Origin of the sequence: Streptomyces himastatinicus ATCC 53653 (assembly GCF_000158915.1) — a bacterium.
GTDB lineage: Bacteria > Actinomycetota > Actinomycetes > Streptomycetales > Streptomycetaceae > Streptomyces > Streptomyces himastatinicus.
This window is the reverse complement of the sequence record NZ_GG657754.1, coordinates 10,491,942-10,514,918: the sequence shown is the minus strand read 5'-3', so window position 1 is coordinate 10,514,918 and position 22,977 is coordinate 10,491,942. Positions and strand designations below refer to the sequence as shown.

Here is a 22,977-nt window from a genome sequence, read left to right as displayed (position 1 = left end):
TTCAGCGGCGCCCACCTCCTTCTCCACCGGTCACGACACCGGTGAGAAGAAAGCGGATTTGTGCCAGGTCTCCTGACGGAGGAGTTCCAGCAGGGCCCTCTCCGCCGGGCCCGCGCCATTCCGGAGCGCGGCGACGACGGGCTGGGACACGACCGGGAACACCGGGCGCGCGAGGTGCTCGTACGCCTGGGGCACCGCGGAGGCCGGCACGAGCGTCACTCCCAGCCCGTGGGCGGCCCAGCGCACGGCCGTCGCCGTCTGGGACACGCGGGCGATCGTGATCGGGGTCAGCTCGTTGTCCCGCAGCACATCGCGCAGCACGCCGTCGAGCGCGCTGTCGCGGCCGAACCTCACCCACGGCTCGCCCTCCAGTTCGCGCAGCTCGACCCGGTCCGCGGCGAGCCGCGGGTGTCCGGCGCCCAGCACCACGACGAACTCCTCGTCGCCGAGGTGGTGGGCGTCGGCGGGGCCCTCGCACGGCTCGGCCACCAGGGCGAGGTCCAGCACGCCCCGGCGCCCCAGCCGCTCCAGCTCGGCGGGGTTCGGCTCCTCGAAGACGGTGACCTCAAGCCGCGGGAAGCGGCGGCGCAGCGCGGTCAGCGCGCCCGGCAGCTGCCGCGTGCCCAGACCCATCTGCACCGCGACCAGCACCTCGCCCTCCAGCTCTTCACCACCGGCCCGCGCCGTCGCCCTCGCCCGCCGCGCCGCGCTCACCGCGACCTGCGCCTCCCGCAGGAACGCGCGGCCGACCACGGTGGGCACCAGCCCGGTCGGCGCGTGCGGGTCGAACAGTGTCACCGCCGAGTTCCCCGCCTCCAGGCCGCGGATCTGCTGGGACACCGACGGTTGAGCGACGTGCAGCAGCTCCGCCGCCGCCGTCACCGAGCCCTCCTCGGCAACGGCAAGGGCGTACTCGAACTGACGAAGACTCATCGGCTCCCACTCCCTCCCTGCGGCGGACCGCGGTCCACCCCGATGTAATCGTTGTCATAGTAAGTGAGCGCTTCTCACCCCCGGCGCCGCACCGATGCCCCCCCCCAAGGCCGGGCTCGGCAGAACGATTGACGCACCGACTGCCACGGTCTACTTTCTGATCGATTCACCGAACCATGTTCGAAATATCGGCATCGCCGCGGCCGCCCGCCCGGCTCATGCACCTCCCTTGGAGACCAAGATGAGTGCAACGCTCCGCCCCGGCCCCCAGCCGTCCCGCCGCCGCTTCCTCGGCATGGCCGCCGCCACTCCCCTGGCGGCGACCGGCGCGCTGGCCCTCGGCGCCGGAACAGCCCACGCCGCCGACTCGGCTTATGCGATGTGCTACTTCACCGAGTCGACCAGCCTCGGTGCGGGCACCGACTACGGCCTTCACCTCGCCGTCAGCACGGACTCCCTCAACTGGACGCCGCTGAACCAGAACAACCCCCTGGTCACCCCCACCGCGGGCGCCCTCGGCCTGCGCGACCCCTTCCTCATGCGCAAACAGGACGGCACTTTCGTCGTCATCGCCACCGACCTCAAGGGGACCGACTGGAGTTACAACAGCCAGTACATCCATGTCTGGGACTCCGCGGACTTACGCACCTTCACCGGCTACCGGCGGCTGAAGCTGCACGACATGACCACCCACAGCTGGGCCCCCGAGGCGTTCTGGGACGCGGGCAGAGGGCAGTACGCGGTCATCTACTCCTCGGTCAACTCCAGCGGCCACAACGTGATCATGGTCAACTACACCAGCGACTTCGTCACCGCCTCCGCCCCGCAGGTCTTCTTCGACCCCGGCTACGACGTGATCGACGGAGACATGGCCGTCGGCGTCAACGGCTACAACTACCTGTTCTTCAAGAAGAACCAGACACTGGTGGCGGCCCGCTCCACCTCCCTGAACCCCGGCAGCTTCCGGGAGTTCAGCACCGGTGTCGCGCACGGCGGCACCGAGGCCCCGACCGTCTACAAGTCCCTGACCTCGATCACCTGGTACCTGTGGGGCGACACCTACACCCCCAACGGGGTCTTCTACGCCTGGCGGAGCACCGATCTCGCCTCCGGCACCTGGACCGCGCTCGACCAGAAGACCTACACCCAGCCCGTCAACTCCAAGCACTGCGGCATCACGACGATCACCACGGCCGAGTACAACAACCTGATCGCCACATGGGGTGCCCCGGCCTGGAACCGGCTGAAGTCGTACAACTATCCCGACCGTTACGTCCGCCACTTCGACTACGTCGGCCGCATCGACGCGTACCCCTTCGACCTGTATACCGACTCGCTGTGGAAGCTGGTTCCGGGCCTCGCCGACAGCTCGGGGGTGTCCTTCCAGTCGGTCAATAATCCCACCCGCCATCTGCGTCACTACAACTACGAACTCCGGCTCGACGCCAACGACGGGACATCGACGTACGCCGCGGACGCCACCTTCTACCGCACGGCCGGGCTGGCCGACTCGACCTGGGCTTCCTTCCGCTCGTACAACAACCCCACCCGCTACATCCGCCACTCCAATTACGTCCTGCGCATCGACCCCATCTCGACGGCGACCGAGCGGCAGGACGCGACCTTCCGCGTCGGCTACTGAGCGGTGGAGGCGCGGAGGCTGATCCGTCGCGGAAATCCCCTACAGGTGTGTGATATCCGGGCCACAGGCTCGTCCCAGCCTCCCCCTATACGGCGTCCCTAGCCTCCCTTCCGACGGCGGGCCATCCGGCCGGGCCGTGAGACATACGCGAAGGGGCAGGGATGACGGAACAGCGGACGGGGACGAACCGGCGCGCGTTCATGAAGCGGCTGATGGTCGCCAGTGGGGCGACCGCCGTGGCCAGCATGGGCGGAGTGGCCGCGGTTCAGGCGATGGCCGACGACGGTACGGGGACGGGCGCCACGCCGACCGCAGCCCCCACCGGCGGTCCGGGTGGGCCCGGCGGCGGCCCGGGGAACCTGGCCGTTACCGACGACTTCTTCGGGCTGACCACCGACGGCGAGAAGATCGACGGCCTCTTCACGATCCACTCCGAAGGTGTCGACACCGCCCCCGTGACCGCCGCCGCGAAAGCCTTCCTGGCCGGGCTGAGCGACGCGCAGAAGAAGGAGACGCAGTTCACCATCCACTCCCTGGAGTGGCGCCAGTGGTGCAACATCGACTCCTACGAGCGCAACGGCGTCAGCCTCGCCGATCTCTCCGACGACCAGAGGGCCCTGACCACCGCCCTGTTGAAAGCCTCGCTCAGCGCGGACGGCCTGGAGACGACCGAGAAGATCCGCAAGCTCAACCAGGCGGCGGGCGAGGCCATCGGGAACACCAAGTCCTTCAACGACGAGGCGTTCTACTTCACCGTCATGGGCGAGCCGTCCGCCACCGCGCCCTGGGGCTGGCAGATCGACGGCCACCATCTGGTGATCAACTACTTCGTGCTGGGCGACCAGGTCGTCATGAGCCCGTGTTTCTGGGGCTCCGAGCCCACCACGATGCAGATCGACGGGACGACGGTCAGTGTCTGCCAGGACGAGATCAAGGCCGGTCTCGACTTCATCAACTCCCTGACGAGCGAGCAGAGGGCGGTCGCGATCACCTCCTCCGACAAGTCCGGCGAGTCCATGGTCGCGGGCGCCTTCGCGGACAACACGGTCCAGGCGTACACCGGCATCCAGGGCTCGAAGCTCACCGCCGCGCAGCGGACCAAGCTGCTCGCCCTCGTGGAGAGCTTCGTCGGCAAGGCGAAGGCCGATGTGGCGCGGGCGAAGATGAAGGAGGTACGGAAGCATCTCGCCGACACCCGTCTGACCTGGGCGGGCGGCACCGCGGTCGACTCCGCCTTCTACTACAGGGTGCACTCCCCGGTGATCTGGATCGAGCTGGACTGCCAGGCACCGGGCCCGCTGGCGGGGGCGTACGGCGCCAAACAGGGCGACCCGGCGACCCAGATGCACGTCCACGCCGTCGTCCGGACGCCCAACGGCAACGACTACGGCAAGGAGTTGCTGCGGCAGCATTACCTCACCTCGCCCCACCACGCCCACTGACCTCACTAGTCTGCCGGGTATGACCTGGCAGGACGCCTTCCCCGCCCCGAGCAGCCCGCGCCCCGGCAAGGGGGACGCCGATGTCCTCGGCCCCGACGTCCCCATGCAGGTCCAGCTGTACCGGCAGTTGCGCGCCGAGATTCTGGACGGGCTGTGGGTCGGCCGCACCGGCTTCCCCGGCGAGCGCGATCTGGCCGAGCGGTACGGAGTCAGCCTCATCACCTCCCGGCGCGCGCTGGAGCGGCTCGCGCGGGAAGGGCTCGTGGTACGGGGGCGTGGTCGGCGCGCCACGTCCCCGTACGTCCCGCCGGAGCCGCCCGGCAACGGGCCGGTGTGGTTCGTCCTCGACAGCAAGGGCTCCCCGGACGCCTTCCAGCCGCTACGAGTGGGGATCGAAACCGCACCGGCCGAGGCCTGCCGGGCGTTCGGGCTGACACCCGGCAGCGCGCTGTGGCAGTGCGTGCAGTCGCATGAGCGGGAGGGCAAGCCCCTGCTGGTCTCCCACCACGTACAGGCCCCGGAGGTCGGCGCCCGGCACACACTGGAGGAACTGCGCACCCAGCAGATGCTCCAGATCCTCTCCGGCCGGTACGAGATCACCGCCGTCCGACGGTCGCTGCGCGCCGACAATCCGTCGCCACTGGTCCGCCGCCACCTCGGGATCGCCCCGGACACCCCGGTGCTCACCGCGGTCATCCGCGTCCACGGCGGCCCGTCCGGCGAGCTGCTGGAGTGGGTACGGCTGACCGCCCACCCCGAGCTCCCGCTCCCGGACGACGCACTGGACCTGGCCACGGGTCGGTGGTCACAGACGGACTGAGCCGCGCCCACTGTCCCCAGCGAGATCAGCGGACCGTGGACGCAGCAGGCTGAACCGCCGGCTCCGGCTCGGTCGGGTCGACACCGCTCGCCTCGGCCAGTCGGCGTCCACGGGTCTCCGGGGCCAGGGTGACGCAGACGACGAAGCCCAGCAGGGTGATGGCGGCCATGGTGAGCATGGTCCGGCGCGGTCGTGGGCGTCGTCACCGATCTCCTTGCCGCCCCCCCGAGGCCGACCGCCTCACGCTGATCGGCGCCGGTGTGCAAGCCCTCGACCAGGTGCGTGCCGTCCACGCGGTCCGCCCGCTGCGTCAGCTGACGGTCGTGGACATGGACTCCGGGCGTGCCCGGGCGCTCATCGAGGCCCTGGAACCCGAGCTGAGCGGCGTGGACATCGTGGCCGCGACCGATGCCGAATCGGCCGTCCGCGGTGCCGAGATCGTCTGCTGTGCGACCCACGCGACGAGTCCGCTCTTCCCGGAGTCGGCGCTGCCCGCCCAGCTGCACGTCAACGCCATCGGCGCGTTCCGCCCCACCATGCGGGAACTCCCCGACGAACTACTCGCCACCGGCACCGTCGTCATCGACGAACTCGACGCCGTACTCGAGGAGTCCGGCGAGATCATCCACGCCCTGCGCGCCGGAGCCATCACGCAGGACGCCCTCACCGAACTGGGCACTGCGCTGACCTCGCCCCCAGCGGAGTACGGCAAGCGGACCGTGTTCAAGACCGTCGGCATCGCCATGCAGGACTGGGCCATCGCCCGTCTGCTCGCCGACAAGTTCCTCCGCTGACCTGGCCGCACCGCAGGAAGGACAACGATGACGGACAGCGCAGTGATCGTCGGGGCCGGAGTGATCGGACTGGCCACCGCCTATCGGCTCGCATCCGACGGCTTGCAGGTCACCGTGGTGGACGCGGCGGCCGAGAGCGGGAGCGGAGCGTCTATCCATAACGCCGGGTGGATCGTGCCGATCATGTCGGCCCCCGTGCCCGCGCCCGGGATGCTCGGCAAGGCCATCCGGTGGATGCTCAAGAAGGACAGCCCCCTGTACGTCCGGCCGTCCCCGAACCCCGAGCACGTACGCTTCATGCTCGCCATGCTGCGCCACTGCAACCCCAAGGACTTCCACCACGGTGTCGAAGCGCTCACCTCGCTCAACGAACGCACCACCTCCCTCTTCGACGCGTACGAACAGGAAAGCGTGCGCTTCGAACAGCACCGCACCGGCCAGCTCCTGGCCTTCCAGACCATGGAAGGCATGCGGGAGTACCAGGCGGCAACGGCACCCGTGGAGCGGATCGGCCACACCGCCGTCCCGCTCTCCGGTGACGAGGTCAGGGATCTCGAACCCGCGCTCGGCCCACAGGTGCGATCGGGCCTCCACTGCGCGAAGGAACGTCACGTGGATCCCGTAAGCCTCGTCAGGGGCTTGGAAGCGCGCTGCCAGGAACTCGGCGTCCGGTTCCGGCACAACAGCCGAGTCAGCGACATCCGTTCCCGCGGCGGTGCGGCCACCTCCATCCTCGCCGGGGGCGAGGAGGTCCACGGCGATCTGTTCATCCTCGCGGCCGGTGCGCACACGGGCCGCCTCGCACGCCTCGCCGGGTGCCCGCTGCCCATCCAGCCCGGCAAGGGATACGGCTTCGACGACATCACCAACTCGGTGAAGCTGCGTCATTCGGTGTACCTCGGCGAGGCGAAGGTGGCCGTCACGCCACTGTCGGACCGGCTGCGCCTCGCCGGAACGATGGAATTCGGCAGCTCCGACGCCACCATCGATCCGCATCGTGTACGCGGCATCGCCCGCGCCGCCCGCGACTTCCTGCCCGGATTCGCACCGACCCAGCAGCCACGCGCCTGGACCGGACACCGTCCGATGACGCCTGACGGGCTGCCCGCCATCGGACCGTTGCCGGGTAAGGACAACGTGCTCGTCGCCAGCGGACACTCCATGCTCGGGGTGACCCTGGCCCCGATCACCGCGGATATCATCTCCGCGACGGTCAAGGGCGGCGGCCACGCTGCCGAACTCGCCACCACAGCCCACGCCTTCGCCCCACGGCGCTTCACCTGATGCCGAGGAACCTGCCGAAGCAGCCCCGTACCTGAACGATGAAAGATCTCTGACATGACGCCCTCCTGCGCGGCGGTGCTGTTCGACCTGGACGGGACGCTGCTCGACCACGACGCCGCCTCCGATGCCGCTGTCGCGGCCACCGTGCTCGCCCACGGGGATTTGCCCGGAATCGAGCCCGCGCAGATCGTCCGGTGGTGGCGCGAGCTGGAGACCTCGGCCATGGATCGCTATCTGGCGGGTGAAGTCACCTTCCAGGAGCAGCGCCGGTTGCGCGTGACGGGCCTGGCGGAGAGGTGCGGGCTGGGCCGGTGGTCGGATGAGCAGGCGGACGCCTGGTTCGTGCGGTACTTGGCGTGCTACGAAGCCGAGTGGCGGGCCTACCCCGACGCCCTGCCGACGCTGAGGTCGCTGGCCGACCGCCCTGAGCGGCTCCAGCTCGGTGTCGTCACCAACGGGGACGCCGATCAGCAGCGGCGAAAGATCGCCCGGATAGGGCTCGCGGGCTGGCTGCCGCACGTCACGGCCTCCAGCCAGGCGAGGGCCGCCAAGCCTGACCCGGCGATTTTCCGTACCGCCTGTGCGGACCTTGGACTGCCCGTCGAGCGGGTCGTCTACGTGGGAGACAGGCTGCGCACGGACGCCGAGGCCGCCACCGAGGCTGGACTGCGCGGTGTATGGCTGGACCGTCATGGCTCCCGTCCGCCCGCGGCGCCGACCGTCCCCCGCATCGAGAGCCTTGACGAGCTTTGCTCGGCGTCATTGATGGCAAACCGCTGGAAGACCTGGTGAACGCCGACTTCGGCTGGCGTGAGGGCTGGGAGTACTGGCTCGACTGACCATCGCTGGGGGTGAGCAGCGCGATCGCGAACCGGGTTGAAGCGCGATGCAACACGTTCACAGATCCCATGGTTCAGTTCAGCAGGCGCAGCGCCCTGGCGGGCCTGACGGCACGGAGTGGTACGACGGTGATAGGCGGCACGGCCCAAGCGCGCGCACCCCACGGCCCACACGTTCCGCCGTTGGACATCGTCACAGGAGAGGACGGCTTCTCGGCTCCCTCGGCAGCCCGCACAGGCGTCGTAGCCTTCCGGCGAGCGGCTTCGGGGGGAGCTAAAGTCCTCGCCAGGTGGCTTTGATGTGGGGAGGGACGGGCACCATGGATGCTCACGTGCAGACCCGTGTTTCGGCATACGCCATCGCGGTGGAAGACGAGCGGCTGCTGGTCGAGCTCAAGGCCGGAGCACTGGCGGTGGCCGAGATCGACGGTTCCACCGATGCGGCGGTTTGGCCCCCTGGCGGATCTGCGCGACTCCATGCTGTCGCCGGCGGCTTCCGATGCGCTTCGGATGCTGAAGTCCAGGAGTCAGCGTGCTGTTCACAGCCATTCGTTGAGGACTGCGATCAGCACGGTTGCCTCATAGCGGACGGCGAGCTTGTCGTAGCGCCAGGGGCACCGGCCGGGTCCGTCACCGTATGCCGTCCATCAGCTGCCGCCGTGTCCACACCGGCGGACGGCCCGGCTCAAGAAGGCCGTCGCGTGGCGGCACGAGCGCGCACTGGCCGCCTGCCTCAAGCGCCACTTCGCCGGGTCGATACCGAGTAGCGGCCGAGAGTGCCCTGGCGGGGCCTCAATCGCCATGGGCGACCGGCTCGGGATCGGCGTCGAGCGCATCGAGCACCGCGTCGCCGTTCGCCCTCGCCCACTCGGTCAGCATGTGGATCGGATCGATCAGCGTCGCCCCGAGCGGGGTGAGCTCGTACTCGACGCGGGGTGGCACCTCGGCGTAGGCGTGGCGGCGGACGAGTCCGTGCGCCTCGAGCCGTCGGAGCGTCTGGGTGAGCATCTTGCGGGAGATGCCGCCGATCAATTCGATCAGCTCGCCATGGCGCACCGGGCCCCTGCTGAGGCCGTAGAGCACGACCACCGTCCATTTGTCGGCGATAAGTTCGACCGCCATACGCGCCGGACAGTCGGCGAGAAAGGGAGCACCGGGACCGAAACCGCTCATGGCGCCAAAGGTACCTGCTGGTTCCTATCACATTCATAGCCTGGGTTCTCTTCTCCCCTCCCGAAAAAGCCAGGAGAGTCATGCGAGTCATCACCCAGCAGACGCTCGGCGGTCCCGAGGTGCTCACCATCGTGGACGCGCCCGAGCCCCAGCCCCTCCCCACCGAGGTTCTCGTCCGCGTCAAGGCGATCGGGCTGAACCCGCTGGAGGCGCGCCTGCGCGCCGGTGAGTTCCCCCTGATCGGCCTGCCGCCGTTCATCCTCGGCCGGGACATCAGCGGCGTGGTCGAGGGGGCGCCGCAGACGTGGCGGTTCAGGCCCGGCGACGAGGTGTTCGGAATGCCGCTGTTCCCGCGGGCGGCGAGCGCGTACGCCGAGGTCGTGTCGGCGCCGGCGTTGCACCTGGCACGCAAGCCGGCGTCGCTCTCGCACGTCGAGGCGTCGGCGCTGCCGGTCGTCGGGCTGACGGCGTGGCAGGGCCTCGTCGACCTCGGCGGCGTGACCGAGGGCGACCGCGTCCTGATCCACGGCGGTGGTGGCGGGGTCGGCCACGTCGCCATCCAGATCGCGAAAGCGCTCGGCGCGCACGTGATCGCGACCGCCGGCGGGAGCAAGCAAACGTTCGTCGAGGGGCTCGGCGCCGACGAGGTGATCGACTACACGGCGGTCGACTTCACCGAGGCGGTCCGCGATATCGACGTCGTACTCGACACGATCGGCGGCGACACCGTCGAGCGGTCGCTCGAAGTGCTCCGCCCGGGCGGTCACCTGGTGACGGCGGTCGCCGAGGAGAATTCGGAGCTCGTCGCCAAGTACGAGGCGGCCGCTATGCGCTTCAGCGGCATCGCGGTCGACCCCGATCCGGTCGCCCTGCGAGGTCTCGTCGAACTCGTGGAACAGGGCAGGCTCCGGGTCCACGTGCAGGAGACGTTCCCGTTCGAGCGCGTCGCCGACGCTCACCGGCTGCTCGACGGCGGTCACCTCCAGGGCAAGCTCGTCCTCACCGTCTGATCCCGTCGTGGGGCCTCGCGCGAGCCAGGCCCCACTGATGCGCCCCGTCTGCTCCGCGGCGAATTGCCCTCGGGGGTCATCGCTCCGTAGGCGCGGCGAGTGCCGGGTTCTGTCCGGATCGGCTCAGGGCCTCGGCGACGAACCCGGACTCCGTCAAGTGAGCCACCGTCTCGCTCAGGAACCGCACCGTCTCCGGACGCCGCGTCTTCGTCGTTCCGATGGCCTGTCGGATGGTCATGAACGCGGGCTCGACGAGACGCAGTTCGGGTCGTTCGGCGAGGTGTGCGGTGAGTGGCTGGCGGATGCCCGCCGCGACCTCCAGTTTCTCGGCGTGGAAGACGTCCACCCCCTCCGGGCCCCGGACCACGGTGGCGTGGCGCAGGGTGCGCGTCAGGTAGAGGTCGTAGGCGGAGCCCTGCTTCACGCCGATGCGGATGCCCGGGTGGTCCACGTCGTCAGGGGTTCGCAGCGTGGAGTCGGCCGGGACGGCGTACACGCCTTCGATGTGTACGTACGGGGCGGTGAACGCGATCTCCGCCTCACGGGCCGGTTCGACGGCGAGGAAGCACAGGTCGGCGCGGCCGGTGGCCATGGCCTCGTAGGACTTGCGGGCCGCGTCGAAGCAGAGGAACTCCACGGACAGGGCAAGGCGTCGGGCGATCTCACCGGCAAGATCGACGGTGACCCCGCGGGGCGCGTCCGGGGTGCCCTGGGCGAGGACGGGGTTGCCGAGGTTGATGGAGGCGCGGAGCACTCCGGTGGGGGCGAGGTCGCGGGCGAGCGCGGTGGTGTCAGGGATCTCCATGGGCCGAGTCTAAGTACCGGTCGGCAACCCTCGGCTTCGCCGAGTCCAATCGTCCTGGGGTGGGCACTTGGGGATCGTACGCTCGCGCCGGTAGTCGAACCGGGCCGCGGCAGGTACCTCCTCACTTCGCGGCCCGTCCGTCCCGAACACCATGGCCCCTCGCTCCCCTCCTGCTGAGTACTCGTCCCACTCGCCTCTCCGGACCACGGATGAAAAGCACACTTCGTTCAGTTCATTCCTTGCACCGGCCGTTCGAACGGATGGGAACCTGGCCGCGTGAACGATTCCCCGCAGGACCACCAGCGGCAGCCGCAGGACCTCGGCAGCACCCAGCAGCCCCACTGCCCCGTCCGGCCCGTACGGAACGGCGCATCCGGGTACATGAGCTACCTCGTGACCGGATACGCGGAAGCCAGACAGGCGCTCGCCGACCCCCGCTTGTCGAAGAACACCGCTGCCTTCTTCGCCAACAACGGCTCCAAGCGCCGACTGCACCCCGCCATCTCGCAGAGCATGCTGGCCAGCGACCCTCCGCAGCACACCCGCCTTCGCAAACTGGTGGCCAAGGCGTTCACCACAGGCTCCGTAGCAGCGCTGCGGCCCTTCATCGAGCAGGTGACTGATGACCTCCTGGACGCGTGGCCCACGCATGGCCAGGCCGACGTCGTCGCCGAACTGGCCATGCCCCTTCCCGTCACCGTGATCTGCGAGCTTCTCGGCGTGCCCGAGGACAACCGGTCGGACATCAAGCGCTGGTCCGCCGAGCTGTTCGCGGCAGGCCGGCCCGAGCGGATCGACGCCGCCTCGCACGCGATGGCCGAGTACATGACGGGCCTCATCGCCGAAAGGCGAGAGCGCCCGGGCGACGCACTGCTGGACGACCTCATCCGGGTCCGCGACGGCGAAGACCGGCTCAGCGAGGAGGAGTTGGTGTCCCTCGCCGTTCTCCTCCTGGTCGCCGGGCACGAAACCACCACCAACTTCATCGGCAGCGCGCTCCTCGCCCTCTTTCAGCAGCCCACCGATCTGGAACGGTTGCGCCGCGAGCCAGACCTCATCCCGGGTGTACTGGACGAGCTGCTCCGCCACAGCTCCCCCGTCAGCGTGGCCACGTTCCGGTACACCACGGAGGCCATCACCCTCGGCGGCACCGAGATCCCCGCGGACACCCCGGTGCAGGTGGCCATCGGAGCCGCCAACCGCGATCCCGCCCGTTTCCCCGCACCCGCGCAGCTCGACCTCGGACGGGACACCACCGGACACCTCAGCTTCGGCCACGGCATCCACCGGTGTGTCGGCGCTCCGCTGGCCAGAGCTGAAGCGGAACTCGCCCTCCGAAAACTCCTGATCCGCTTCCCCGACCTCCGGCTCGCGGTGCCCCCGGGAGAGCTGGTCTGGCGTCCGACGCGCCTGGTTCGCGGCCTAGCCACTCTCCCCGTTCTCGTCTGAGACGTCACCCGGCAAGCCGCAGCCCCTCACTCCGGCCCCCGCCCGATAGCGGTGACGATCCCATAGGCGTTCCTGCGCACCCGCAACATCACCAACGGTACTTTTCCTCCTGAGCGACGGCCTCACAGCGCAGCCATCACGCTACATGAAAACGGCTCCCATTTTCATGTACGGTGACGGGAACCACCCCGAACAGGAAAGGACCCATTTCGTCATGGCCGTACCCAAGCGGAAGATGTCCCGGAGCAACACCCGCAACCGCCGCGCGCAGTGGAAGGCCAGCGCGCCGGATCTGGTGACGATCACCATCGACGGCCGCGAACACCAGGTGCCACGACGGCTCGTCCCCGCCTACCGGCGCGGTCTGCTGCGCCCCGAGGGCTGACCGCGCCATGGCCGACCAGCTTCCGGTGACGGTCTTGTCGGGTTTCCTGGGATCCGGCAAGACCACCCTCCTCAATCACCTCCTCAACAACCGCGACGGGCTGCGGGTCGCCGTCATCGTCAACGACATGAGCGAGGTGAACATCGACGCCGCACTCGTCCGCGACGGCGACGCGGCTCTCTCCCGCACCGAAGAACGCCTCGTCGAGATGACGAACGGCTGCATCTGCTGCACCCTGCGCGACGACCTGCTGGAGGAGGTGGACCGGCTCGCGAGAGAGGGGCGGTTCGACTACCTCCTCATCGAGTCCAGTGGCATCTCCGAGCCCATGCCCGTCGCCGCTACCTTCGCCTTCCCCCGCGACGACGGCGCGACGCTGGACGAGGTCGCGCGGCTCGACACCATGGTCACGGTCGTCGACGCCGCGAACTTCCTCCCGGAACTGACCGGCGGCGACGAGCTGGTCGCGCGGGGACTCGACCAGTACGAGGACGACGAACGCACCGTCAGCGACCTCCTCATGGACCAGGTCGAGTTCGCCGACGTCATCGTCCTCAACAAACTCGACCTGGTCACCCCCGACACAGCCGAACGGCTGGCGGCCGCGCTGTCCCGGCTCAACCCGGCCGCCCATCTCGTACCCGCAACCCACGGCCGGGTCTCCCCACGGACGTGCTCGGCACCGGCCGCTTCGACCTCGAACGCGCCCAGGAAGCTCCCGGCTGGGTGCGGGAACTCAACGGCGACCATGTGCCGGAGACCGAGGAATACGGCATCTCCAGCACCCTCTTCCGGGCCAGCCGGCCCTTCCATCCCACCCGGCTGTGGGACTTCATCGCCACGGACCTGGACACCGGGGCCTACGGCAGCGTCCTGCGCTCCAAGGGCTTCTTCTGGCTGGCCACCCGCCCGCGGGTGACCGGACTGTGGTCACAGGCAGGCGCCGTCGCCCGGTTCGAACCCTCCGGAGCACGCGAGGGCCACAGCGAGGCCGGTGAAGCCGCCGAGCGCGGCCAGGAACTCGTCTTCATCGGCACCGGACTGCGCCCCACCGCCCTGCACCACGCCCTGTCCGCATGCCTACTCACCGACGATGAGCACGCACTGGGCGCCCGGGGCTGGTCGGCCTGGGACGACCCCTTCCCCGCCTGGGAGACCTACGGCCTCGAAGGGACCTGTGACCACGAGCCCGAAGCCGTGTCTCAGCGCTGAAGCTCAGCGCACTCGACGGACTTCAGCTGGCGTCCCCGAAACGCTCACACATCGACGCCATAGTCCTTGGCGATTCCGAGCAGCCCCGACGCATAGCCCTGGCCGATCGCGCGGAACTTCCACTCCCCGTCCCGCCGGTACAGCTGGCCGAACACCATCGCGGTCTCATCGTGGCCGTCCTCGGTCAGCTCGTAGCGGCACATCTCCACACCAGCCGCCTGGTGCACCACACGGATGTAGGCATCGCGCACGCGGCCGAAGGTGTCGGCCGCCCCGTCCTGATCGTGGATCGACACCACGAACACGACCGACTCCGCCTCGGGCGGCAGCAAGGTGAAGTCGACGGCGATCTGCTCGTCGTCTCCTTCACCCTCGCCCGTCCTGTTGTCGCCGGTGTGCCGAACGGAGTCGTCGGGCGTGGCACGGTTGTTGAAGAAGACGAAGTGCTCGTCCGAGAGGGCCCGGCCGTCCGCCCCCAGCACCAGTGCGCTGGCGTCGAGGTCCACGTCGCCAGGGCCGGTGTTCACCTTCCAGCCGAGGCCCGCGACGACGCTGGCGAGGCCGGGCTGGGAGCGGGTGAGGGAGAGGTTGCCGCCTTTGGACAGGCTCACGGTCACAGGGCACAGCTCCTGGGTTCGAAATGACCAACGGATACGGGCGGGTACGCATCAGTGCACGCAGAAACACCGCCTGCTCTCGCCGCGTACCCGACCAAGGGAAAATCTACAGGACTGTAGAACTCACAGAGGCAGGTGACCGATCATTTGAGGCCACCAGAAAACCCGCGGAGGCTCAGCCCCCTTCGCGGCACCTCTCTACAAACCTGTAGTTTTCTCTTTCCACGTCACGCGACGGGCGAGTACCGACAAGGAGATGCAGATGGCGCTGTGGGACCGCCTCAAGGACTCGGTCCAAACGATGCAGGCTCAGCTCTCCGCGAAGAAGAGCCACCTGAAGAGCGGAGCCTTCCGGGACGCCAGCATCGCGATGTGCGCCCTGGTGGCGGCAGCGGACGGCCGGATCGACCCCTCGGAGCGGGAACGCGTCGCCCAGCTCATCGCCACCAACGATGTGCTCCAGACTTTCCCTCCGGACGACCTCCACCGCCGCTTCGAGGAGAACCTCGACAAGCTGACCGCGGACTTCGAACTCGGCAAGGTCAGCGCGATACAGGAGATCAGCAAGGCGAAGAAGAAGCCCGCCGAGGCACGGGCCGTCGTCCAGATCGGCATCGTCATCGGCGGTGCCGACGGCCACTTCGACGACAGCGAACGGGCCGTCGTCCGCGAAGCCTGCTTCGCCCTGGACATCCCTCCGGCCGAGTTCGACCTGGAACCGCACGGGGCCGACGACCAGGCCGACGCGGAGCAGGAGACGCCCCCCGGGGCCGCCCTGCCCGGAGACGAGCTCCAGGTGTTCCTCAAGGCACTGGCCAGCGGGACGCGCCAAAAGCTCTTCTCGCACTTCGCCAATGGTGAGGAACTGACGGTCGGCGAGGCCGCCGAACGTGCCGGACTCGGCGCGTCGACCACTTCCGAACACCTTGCCGTCCTCCGACGCGGCGGGCTGCTCCGGTCGGTACGTACCGGCAAGCTCGTCCGCTACCGCACCGACCAGGAGAACATCACCGAACTCCTCGGACAGCTCCAGTCCTACCTGCTCGCCCCATCGGCACCGCAGGACACCCGCGACGCGGTTACATCGGGGTGGCCGCGTGAAGGATCAGGAACAGGGTGACCGCCGAGTTCGCCGAGGACAACGCCGACGCCGTCGTGCCCACCGCCGCGCCCCATGCGGCCAGGCCCACCGTGGTGAAGGCGGGCGGCCAGATGCGCCCCGCGGGAGCGGGGCGCAGCAGCGCGGCCACCCGGCGGGGCACCGGCCCCGTGGCCGCGAAACCCGCCAGCGTGGCGACCGGCGCACCCCGGGACATCAGCGCGGACTTGCCGATCGCCCGCGCCACGGTGCGCCGGCTGCCGACCGCCTGTGCCGCCTCCTCGTCTGCCCACCGCTCGGCCGTGTAGGTGACCGCGGTCCGCAGCGGGCGCAGGAACGGGTTGGCCCACGCCGCGAGCTGCACGGTGAGCAGGAACCGGTGGTGGCGGCGGGCGAGGTGCGTGCGCTCGTGAGCGAACAGGGCCCGGCGCTCGGCCGAGTCCAGCCCGGCGAGCATCCCGGTGCTCACCACGACACGGTCCCGCCTGCCCGGCAGGGCGTAGGCGTACGGCACCTCGTCGGGCAGCACCGCCACCGGCGTGGCGGGCAGGCCCGCGAGGGCGCGCTCGGCGCGGCGCCGTACGCGCTGGTGGCGCCACACCAGCCGGGTGCACGCGGCGAGCACGGCGAACAGCGCGGGAATGGCGGCCTTGCCCGCCACCTCGTCGTACGGAACGGCCTCGCGCACCTCCGGGTCCGACCAGCCGTCGGGCAGCGGGTTGCCGGGCAACTGCGCGGTGCCGACCACCATCAGCAGCCCCAGGCACAGCGTGCTGCACACCGCGAACACCCCGGCCACCGCGGACAGCAGCCAGATCGCCGCACGCGGGTGCAGATGCTGCTCCGCCAGCCGGGCGATCGGCCACGCCGTCAAGGGCAGCACCAGTGGCAGGAAGACGAAGACCCCCATGAACTCCTCTACTCCTCCGCTTCCCTGGTCCGCGTCAACAGTTCCCGCAGCATCTCCTCGTCCTGCTGCGACAGGCCGGTCACGAAGCTGGCCAGCACCGCTTCGCGGTCGCTCTCCTTGTCCAGCACCCGCCGCATCCGCAACGCGGCCAGACCCGCCTCGTCGGCCGCCGCCGTCCACACGAAGGACCGGCCGACCTTCTCCCGCGTCACCGCGCCCTTGGCCAGCAGCCGCGTGAGAATGGTGATCACGGTGGTATAGGCCAGAGCGCCGCCGAGCTTCTCCTGCACCCACGCCGCGCTCGCGGGCTCCGACGCCTCACGCAGAGCCGCCAGCACCTGCGCCTCCAGCTCACCCTGACCGCGCCGTCGGCCGCGCTCCTGGTCTCTCACCCCGTCTCCCTCCGGTCACCCGCCGCCCATGCCCGGGCGGGGTGGTTCATCGTAGCCACGCGATCCAACGGCACCCTGGCCCATACTTCTACAGTGCCGTAGATTACCGTCGTCGTTCGCGGCCACGCCACGGGGCCGCCACCTACCGGAGGGGACCACCCACCCATGTTCGGCCTCAGCGAGCTCGCTCTCCTCCTCATCGTCGCGATCGTCCTGATCGGCGCCAAGAAGCTCCCCGACCTCACCCGCTCCGCGGGCAAAGCGGCCCGCATCCTCAAAGGCGAAGCCAGGGCCATGAAGGCCGACGGCACCTCGGCCAACACCCCGAACGCCCCGCGCGTCATACGGGCCGCCCCCGGCGACGTCACGCGCAAGGACCCGTCCTGATCGTCGGCGCCGGAGAGCGTCGGCCTCGGAGGTGCCGACTTACAGTCGGGCGGCACGTTCCGTTGGCCCCGGAGGGCCATGTCGCTCTCTCACCCCGAGCACGCAGCCCGTCCCCGGATGGCGCTCTACCTCACGGCGCTGCTTGTGGTGACGAACTTCCTGGTGGTCTTCGACGGGCTGGTGGTCACCGTTGCACTGTCGACCGTGCAACGCGGCTTCGGCGTGAGCCAGGTCGGTGCTCAGTGGGTCATTACGGCGTACACGCTCCCCCTGGGAGGAATGCTGCTGCTCGGCGGCCGGTGCGGCGACAGGTATGGTCGCCGACGCGTCCTGACCATCGGTCTGGGCCTGTTCACCGTCGGCCTGTTGTTCGCCGGGCTCGCGCTCACACCCTGGCTGCTCCTCATCAGCAGGGCCCTCCAGGGCGTGGGCGCGGCCCTGGCCGTCCCGACGTCCTTCGCGATCATCAGCAACCGCCCCGACGCGGGTGAGCGCGACCGTACGTTCGCCGCTGTCGCGGTCGCCGGCGGGCTCGGGGCGGCGGGCGGAGCCGTCGTCGGTGGAGCCGTCACCCAAGGCCTCGGCTGGCGCTACGTCTTCCTGCCCCGGCCGCCGACCCCATAGGCCCTCCACCGGCTTGGACCTGCCCGGTGCGGCATTGTCCGTCGCCGGTCTCATGCTCCTGGTCTACGGGATCGCGGGCGTCGAGCACGCCGGGTTGGCGTCGCCCGTCGTGTTGGGCCCCCTGGCGGCATCGGCCCTCGTCTTCCTCATATTCGTCATCCACGAACGTAAGGCCGCAGCGCCTTTGATCCGTCCAGGAGTACTGCGCGTTTCCTCCTTCCGGACCTGGTGGCCATGCCGGCCAATGAATTTTCCTACCAGGGCAGTGGAAAGGACCTCTCGGCGGACGAAAAGGGCGTGGGCTATGGCCTTTTCGAGACGGCCAAGTACGTGGCAGGTGTCCTTGCCATCGCCGGTTTAGGAAGCATCGCCGCCGCCCGAACCGCCCACATGGGTACGGCCGACCGGGCAACGGCCCTGGCGGCCGGGTACCGGCTGGCTTTCCTTGTGGCTGCCGGTATCGCTGTCCTCGGTGGTCTGGTGACCGTCCTGCTGGGTGACGCTCGAAAAGGGTCCGCCGTCATGGGGCAGGCGGGGTCGCCTGTGCCAGGCCCGTCTGGTAGGCGATGACGACCAGTTGGGCGCGGTCGCGGGCGCCCAGTTTCGTCATCGCGCGGTGGATGTGAGTGCGTACCGTCAGCGGGCTGAGGACGAGGATCTCGGCGATCTCGGTGTTGGATTTGCCCTCGGCGGCCAGGCCCATCACCTCGCGTTCGCGGTCGGTGAGTTCCGACAGGGATTGCGGCGGCGCAAGGTGAGTGCCGGGGGCGGGGGTCATGAGGAAGTTGGTGATGAGGGTGCGGGTCGCGGCGGGTGACAGGAGGGCCTCGCCGGAGGCCACCGTGCGCAGGCCGGCCAGCAGGGTGTCGGCCGTGACGTCCTTGCCGAGGAAGCCGCTGGCACCGGCGCGCAGCGCCTGGGCGACGTAGTCCTCGGTCTCGAACGTCGTCAGGATCAGGACACGGGTGGCGGCCAGTTCCGGGTCGGCGCAGATCGCGGAGGTGGCGGCGAGTCCGTCGGTGCCCGGCATCCGGATGTCCATGAGGACGATGTCGGGGTCGTGGGCGCGGGTCAGTTCCAGCGCCTCCGTGCCGTCCGAGGCCTCGCCGACCACCGCCATGTCCTCGCAGGAGTCGATCAGGATCCGGAAGGTGGCCCGCAGCAGGGCCTGGTCGTCGGCGAGCAGCACCCTGATGGTCATGACTCTTCTCCTCCTGCGGGAACATCTGTGGCGGCTACGGCCGTTGCGGGGGCCGACGGCTGGAGCGGCAGCGCGGTGGTGACCTCGAAGCCGCCCTCCGGGCGGGGTCCCGCACGGAGTTCGCCGCCGATGGTGAGGGCGCGTTCACGCATGCCCATGAGGCCGAAGCCCCGGCTCGGCGCGGCGTTGTTGGTACCGGTGGTGTCCGGGCCGTCGTTGCTGACCGTGATCAGCAGGCGTGATCCGGAGTAGACGAGGCGTACGTGTGCGGAGTCCGCGGCGGCGTGCTTGGTGACGTTGGTGAGCGCCTCCTGCACGATCCGGAACGCGGTCAGGTCCACCCCGGGCGAGAGCGGACGGGGCTCTCCTGTCGTGGTGACCGTGACGGCGAGTCCCGCGGACGCACACCCCGAGACCAGTTCGGGCAGGCGGGCGAGGCCGGGGGACGGCTCCAGCGATGCGGAGGCCGGGTCGTCGTTCCGGCGCAGCAGTCCCAGCGTGGCCTTCAGCTCGCGCAGTGCGGAGGAGGTGGTGCCGGTCAGGTCGGTGAGGATCTGCTTCGTCTGCTGCGGGCTGGTGAGCGCGAGGTGGGCGGCCGTACCGGCCTGCGCGTTCGCCAGGGCCAGGTGGTGGGCCACGACGTCGTGGAGGTCGCGGGCGATGCGCATGCGCTCCTCGGTGACGCGCAGCCGTGCCTCCTCCTCCCGGGTGCGCTCGGCGTGTTCGGCGCGGGCCTGTACCGACGCCAGGTAGGCGCGTCGGAGCCGGGTCATGGTGCCGGCGGCGAGCGGCAGCAGCAGCCAGAAGAAGGGGCCGATCGTCCTGAGCACCAGCGAGAGGCTGTCCATGGAGTCGGAGACCGCCGACGCCACCATCAGCGCCACCATGCTGGTGAAGCCGAAGACGCGGGTGGTCCTGCGGTCGGAGAGCGTGGCCAGCCAGTAGAGCGCCGCCATGACGGGGCCCAGCAGCAGGGGCGTGAGCAGGTACCCCAGCGCGATCACGATCACCGTGCAGATCGCCGTCACGACGACGGCGGCGCGCGGGTGGGTGCGGTACCTCAGCAGGGCGAGGCAGGACACGCCCATGAGGACGATGGCGGTCCTGTCCTGGTCGGGCGGATCGGCACCGGGCAGGGTGAGATTGCTGCCGAGGGCCGCGCACCCCATCAGTGCCAGGACGACCGCCACGTCGACGATGCGGGGGTGGCGGTCGGCGTACTGCTCGAAACGGTCCGTGTAACGCTCAAGGCTGGTGCTCATCGGGCTCTCCGGTCGGTGCTCTGTGGCCATCGTGACCGTTCCCCGCGCAAACGGCCGCCGGGGCCGCCCGTGTCGTTCGCCACGGGCGGCCCTGGTGGGGTGGGGCAGGCGGGTCGTATCAGGTGCGGGCCACTTCCAGGTCGGGCGTCCCGGCCGGTTCCGGTTTCGTTTCCGGTCGGCGGCCGAGCGACTCGCCCTCCACGTCGACATTGGGCAGCAGCCGGTCCAGCCACTTCGGCAGCCACCATGCCTTGTCGCCGAGCAGGGCGAGCACGGCGGGCACGATCGCCATCCGTACGACGAAGGCGTCGAACAGAACGGCGGAGGCGAGTCCGAACCCGATCATCTTGATCATGGAGTCGCTCTCGCCGACGAACCCGGCGAACACCGCGATCATGATCAGCGCGGCGGCCACCACCACGCGGGCACTGTGCCGGAAGCCGGACGTGACCGCCTGGCCGGGCCGCTCGCCGTGGACGTACGCCTCCCGCATCCGTGAGACGAGGAACACCTCGTAGTCCATGGCCAGGCCGAAGACGATGCCCACCAGGAAGATCGGCATCAGGCTCATGATCGGGCCGGTCTGCTCCACGCCCAGGAGTTCCGCTCCGTGGCCCTGCTGGAAGACCAGGACGACCACGCCGAGGGAGGCAAGCACCGACAACAGGAAGCCGAGGGCCGCCTTCAGCGGGACGAGCAGGGACCGGAAGACCACCAGCAGGAGCACGATCGCGAGGCCGACGACGACCACCAGGTAAGGGATCAGCGCGGCCTGCACCTTGTCGGAGATGTCGATGTTCAGCGCGGTGGTGCCGGTGACCTCGAAGGTCGCCCCGGTCTCGGACTCGACCCCGGGCCGCTCGCCGCGGATGGTCGTGACCAGGTCCTTGGTCTTCTCGTCGGTCGGCGCCGTGGACGGTACGACCTGGAAGACGGCCGTGTCACCGTTCTCGTTGAAGCGGGCCGGGGAGACGGAGACGACGCCCTCGGTGCCGCCGATCTCCTTCGCGACCGTCCCGGCGGCGCCCTTCGGGTCGGCGTCCCCCTTCGCGTCCACGACGACGGTCAGCGGCCCGTTGAAGCCCGGCCCGAAGGCCTCGGCGAGCGCGTCGTACGCCCGGCGCTCGGTGGTGGAGGTCGACTTGGCCTCGTCCCCGGGCATGCCGAGCTGGAGGTTCGTCATGGGCACCGCGAGGGCCCCGAGGCCCACCACGCCGAGCAGCAGCACGGGCAGCGGACGGCGCAGCACGAACCGCGCCCAGCGGCTGCCGCCGTTGTTCTCGGTGCTCTCCTCGATGCGGCCGCTCTTGCGGGCCCGCCGCCGGAGCACGGCGTTCGGCCAGAAGCCGAGGAACGCCGGGACCAGCGTCAGCGCGATCAGTACGGCGACGACGACCGCGCCCGCCGCGGCCAGGCCCATCTTGGTGAGCATCGGGATGCCGACCACCGCGAGTCCGGCCAGCGCGATGACGACGGTGAGCCCGGCGAACACGACCGCGGAACCGGCCGTGCCGACCGCCAGCCCGACCGCCTCCTGCGGCGCGTGGCCCTTGGCGCGCTCCTCGCGGTAGCGGGAGACGACGAACAGGGCGTAGTCGATGCCGACCGCGAGGCCCAGCATCATCGCCAGGGTGCCCGTCGTCGTGGACAGGCCCAGCGCCTCGGACAGGGTCAGGATGACGCCCATGCTCACGCCGACGCCGATGATGGCGGTCAGCAGCGGCAGTCCGGCGGCGGCCAGCGAACCGAAGGTGACCAGCAGTACGACGGCGGCTATCGCGACACCGACCACCTCGGCCACGCCACCGGGCCCGCCACCGTCGCCCATCGCGCTTCCACCGGCCTCGACGGTCAGCCCGGAGTCCTGGGCCGTGTGGATGGCCCGCTCCAGCCGCGTCTTGCTGGCGTCGGTGAGGTCGTTGGCGGCGACCTTGTAGGTGACGGCCGCGTACGCCGTCGTGCCGTCCTTGCTGACGGCCTTCGCCCGGAACGGGTCGACGGCGCTCGCGACCTGCGTGCCGCCGGCCAGGTCGGCCACGGCCTTCTCGACGGTCTGCTTGTTCTCGGTGGCGGTGACCTTCTCACCGCTCGGCGCGACGAAGACGACCCGGGCGGTCGCGCCGTCGGCGGTGGCTCCGGGGAAGCGCTGTTCCATGAGGTCGAACGCCTTCTGGGACTCGATGCCCGGCATGGAGAACTCCTCGTCGGAGGTTCCCGGAGCCTTGAGGGCACCCAGTCCGACGGCGGCCAGGACGGCCGCCCAGACCAGGGCGACGTACCAGCGCCGCCGGAAGGCCAGACGGCCCACTTGGTAAAGGAATGTAGCCACGGAAGGAGGTCTCCAGATCTGGTGCCGACTGTCCGCCCAGGCTCTCCGGGAGCGTGCCGTCCTGTCGTCGTGCGGCTGCCGACAGTTCCCGCTACTGAGAACGCAGTACGACGGGGCTGAACGGGTCCGCCGCTGGTACGAGGGACCCCGTACGGGTGGCGACACCGCCCCCGGAGCAGGGCCGTCCGGGACCGGCATCGGGTCGGTGAGCCTGGCCCGCGCAGAGCGGCTGACTCGTCGGCGCCGGTCGATCGCGCGCGATGGAGACTCCGAAGATATGGACACCCTCCTGGGCCAACCCTGGGGAAATGTCTGGGGCCGGTTCTTCACCGCGCTGTCATGGTGCTGAAAAGCAAGGGCAGCGAGGC

At 69.7% G+C, this 22,977-nt stretch carries 22 protein-coding genes and 2 pseudogenes; 14 read left to right on the top strand and 10 right to left on the bottom strand.

Annotated elements, in window-relative coordinates; genetic code table 11:
• Window positions 1-30: 30 nt before the first annotated feature.
• Window positions 31-933 (bottom strand): LysR family transcriptional regulator, encoded by a 903-nt coding sequence (locus SSOG_RS44235; protein ID WP_009720852.1) that lies wholly within the window; start codon window positions 931-933, stop codon window positions 31-33.
• Window positions 934-1,174: 241 nt separating this feature from the next.
• On the opposite strand from SSOG_RS44235, the gene SSOG_RS44230 reads away from it, so the two are divergent.
• From SSOG_RS44230 to SSOG_RS47400, 3 genes are all read left to right on the top strand, one after another.
• The gene (locus tag SSOG_RS44230) at window positions 1,175-2,575 is read left to right on the top strand and encodes a glycoside hydrolase family 43 protein (protein WP_039940220.1); all 1,401 of its coding nucleotides are present in this window, start codon (window positions 1,175-1,177) and stop codon (window positions 2,573-2,575) included.
• 161 nt (window positions 2,576-2,736) lie between these two features.
• The gene (locus SSOG_RS44225) at window positions 2,737-4,017 is read left to right on the top strand and encodes a DUF3500 domain-containing protein (protein WP_009720850.1); all 1,281 of its coding nucleotides are present in this window, start codon (window positions 2,737-2,739) and stop codon (window positions 4,015-4,017) included.
• A gap of 19 nt (window positions 4,018-4,036) precedes the next feature.
• Window positions 4,037-4,837: a GntR family transcriptional regulator gene (locus SSOG_RS47400; protein WP_009720849.1), complete on the top strand. Its 801-nt coding sequence runs from the start codon at window positions 4,037-4,039 to the stop codon at window positions 4,835-4,837.
• 25 nt (window positions 4,838-4,862) lie between these two features.
• Here the strand turns inward: SSOG_RS47400 and SSOG_RS52900 are convergent, their stop codons facing one another.
• Window positions 4,863-5,006 (bottom strand): hypothetical protein, encoded by a 144-nt coding sequence (locus SSOG_RS52900; protein ID WP_154686053.1) that lies wholly within the window; start codon window positions 5,004-5,006, stop codon window positions 4,863-4,865.
• A gap of 91 nt (window positions 5,007-5,097) precedes the next feature.
• Between SSOG_RS52900 and SSOG_RS44215 the strand changes: the two genes are divergently transcribed.
• Genes SSOG_RS44215 through SSOG_RS44205 form a run of 3 tightly spaced genes read left to right on the top strand, consistent with a single transcriptional unit; the run spans window position 5,098 to window position 7,707 of the window.
• Complete coding sequence (locus SSOG_RS44215) at window positions 5,098-5,631, top strand: hypothetical protein (protein ID WP_050800204.1); 534 nt, start codon at window positions 5,098-5,100, stop codon at window positions 5,629-5,631.
• Between the two features lie 27 nt (window positions 5,632-5,658).
• Window positions 5,659-6,915 (top strand): NAD(P)/FAD-dependent oxidoreductase, encoded by a 1,257-nt coding sequence (locus SSOG_RS44210; protein WP_009720847.1) that lies wholly within the window; start codon window positions 5,659-5,661, stop codon window positions 6,913-6,915.
• Between the two features lie 54 nt (window positions 6,916-6,969).
• Window positions 6,970-7,707, top strand: coding sequence for an HAD family hydrolase (locus tag SSOG_RS44205; RefSeq protein ID WP_009720846.1), 738 nt, complete (start codon window positions 6,970-6,972; stop codon window positions 7,705-7,707).
• Window positions 7,708-8,546: 839 nt separating this feature from the next.
• Here SSOG_RS44205 and SSOG_RS44200 read toward each other — a convergent pair.
• A complete protein-coding gene (locus SSOG_RS44200) occupies window positions 8,547-8,927 on the bottom strand; it encodes a winged helix-turn-helix transcriptional regulator (RefSeq protein WP_009720845.1) in 381 nt (126 codons plus the stop codon).
• 80 nt (window positions 8,928-9,007) lie between these two features.
• On the opposite strand from SSOG_RS44200, the gene SSOG_RS44195 reads away from it, so the two are divergent.
• Window positions 9,008-9,937 carry an NADP-dependent oxidoreductase gene (locus tag SSOG_RS44195; RefSeq protein WP_009720844.1) on the top strand — a complete coding sequence of 310 codons (930 nt, stop codon included), beginning with the start codon at window positions 9,008-9,010 and terminating at the stop codon, window positions 9,935-9,937.
• A gap of 76 nt (window positions 9,938-10,013) precedes the next feature.
• Here the strand turns inward: SSOG_RS44195 and SSOG_RS44190 are convergent, their stop codons facing one another.
• A complete protein-coding gene (locus SSOG_RS44190; protein WP_009720843.1) occupies window positions 10,014-10,742 on the bottom strand; it encodes a transporter substrate-binding domain-containing protein in 729 nt (242 codons plus the stop codon).
• Window positions 10,743-11,018: 276 nt separating this feature from the next.
• On the opposite strand from SSOG_RS44190, the gene SSOG_RS44185 reads away from it, so the two are divergent.
• The 3 genes and pseudogenes from SSOG_RS44185 (at window position 11,019) to SSOG_RS44175 (ending at window position 13,788) form a co-directional block, all read left to right on the top strand.
• Window positions 11,019-12,191 (top strand): cytochrome P450 family protein, encoded by a 1,173-nt coding sequence (locus tag SSOG_RS44185; protein WP_009720842.1) that lies wholly within the window; start codon window positions 11,019-11,021, stop codon window positions 12,189-12,191.
• Between the two features lie 214 nt (window positions 12,192-12,405).
• Entirely contained in the window at window positions 12,406-12,576 is a 171-nt protein-coding gene (rpmF, locus tag SSOG_RS44180; RefSeq protein ID WP_039942791.1) for a 50S ribosomal protein L32, read from the top strand.
• 7 nt (window positions 12,577-12,583) lie between these two features.
• Window positions 12,584-13,788 (top strand): annotated as a pseudogene (locus SSOG_RS44175) (GTP-binding protein).
• A 44-nt stretch (window positions 13,789-13,832) separates the two neighbouring features.
• Here the strand turns inward: SSOG_RS44175 and SSOG_RS44170 are convergent.
• A complete protein-coding gene (locus SSOG_RS44170) occupies window positions 13,833-14,405 on the bottom strand; it encodes a TerD family protein (RefSeq protein WP_009720839.1) in 573 nt (190 codons plus the stop codon).
• A gap of 262 nt (window positions 14,406-14,667) precedes the next feature.
• Between SSOG_RS44170 and SSOG_RS57125 the strand changes: the two are divergent.
• Window positions 14,668-15,120: pseudogene (locus SSOG_RS57125) on the top strand (tellurite resistance TerB family protein); the annotation flags it as partial.
• 81 nt (window positions 15,121-15,201) lie between these two features.
• Window positions 15,202-15,525 (top strand): ArsR/SmtB family transcription factor, encoded by a 324-nt coding sequence (locus SSOG_RS57120; RefSeq protein ID WP_245606697.1) that lies wholly within the window; start codon window positions 15,202-15,204, stop codon window positions 15,523-15,525.
• On the opposite strand, the gene SSOG_RS44160 is transcribed toward SSOG_RS57120, so the two are convergent.
• Together SSOG_RS44160 and SSOG_RS44155 are read right to left on the bottom strand one after the other, a co-directional pair.
• Complete coding sequence (locus SSOG_RS44160; RefSeq protein WP_009720836.1) at window positions 15,485-16,414, bottom strand: M56 family metallopeptidase; 930 nt, start codon at window positions 16,412-16,414, stop codon at window positions 15,485-15,487. The genes SSOG_RS57120 and SSOG_RS44160 overlap by 41 nt on opposite strands.
• Before the next feature lie 8 nt (window positions 16,415-16,422).
• Window positions 16,423-16,806: a BlaI/MecI/CopY family transcriptional regulator gene (locus tag SSOG_RS44155; RefSeq protein WP_009720835.1), complete on the bottom strand. Its 384-nt coding sequence runs from the start codon at window positions 16,804-16,806 to the stop codon at window positions 16,423-16,425.
• 165 nt (window positions 16,807-16,971) lie between these two features.
• On the opposite strand from SSOG_RS44155, the gene SSOG_RS44150 reads away from it, so the two are divergent.
• Together SSOG_RS44150 and SSOG_RS44145 are read left to right on the top strand one after the other, a co-directional pair.
• The gene (locus SSOG_RS44150; protein ID WP_009720834.1) at window positions 16,972-17,193 is read left to right on the top strand and encodes a twin-arginine translocase TatA/TatE family subunit; all 222 of its coding nucleotides are present in this window, start codon (window positions 16,972-16,974) and stop codon (window positions 17,191-17,193) included.
• Between the two features lie 78 nt (window positions 17,194-17,271).
• Complete coding sequence (locus tag SSOG_RS44145; protein ID WP_009720833.1) at window positions 17,272-17,817, top strand: MFS transporter; 546 nt, start codon at window positions 17,272-17,274, stop codon at window positions 17,815-17,817.
• 520 nt (window positions 17,818-18,337) lie between these two features.
• On the opposite strand, the gene SSOG_RS44140 is transcribed toward SSOG_RS44145, so the two are convergent.
• The 3 genes from SSOG_RS44140 to SSOG_RS44130 all read right to left on the bottom strand — a co-directional run bounded on the left by SSOG_RS44140 (window position 18,338) and on the right by SSOG_RS44130 (window position 22,609).
• Complete coding sequence (locus SSOG_RS44140) at window positions 18,338-19,018, bottom strand: response regulator transcription factor (RefSeq protein ID WP_009720831.1); 681 nt, start codon at window positions 19,016-19,018, stop codon at window positions 18,338-18,340.
• Entirely contained in the window at window positions 19,015-20,280 is a 1,266-nt protein-coding gene (locus SSOG_RS44135) for a sensor histidine kinase (protein ID WP_050800201.1), read from the bottom strand. The genes SSOG_RS44140 and SSOG_RS44135 overlap by 4 nt, the downstream gene beginning before the upstream one ends.
• Window positions 20,281-20,398: 118 nt before the next feature.
• The gene (locus tag SSOG_RS44130; protein WP_009720829.1) at window positions 20,399-22,609 is read right to left on the bottom strand and encodes an MMPL family transporter; all 2,211 of its coding nucleotides are present in this window, start codon (window positions 22,607-22,609) and stop codon (window positions 20,399-20,401) included.
• Window positions 22,610-22,977 lie beyond the last annotated feature (368 nt).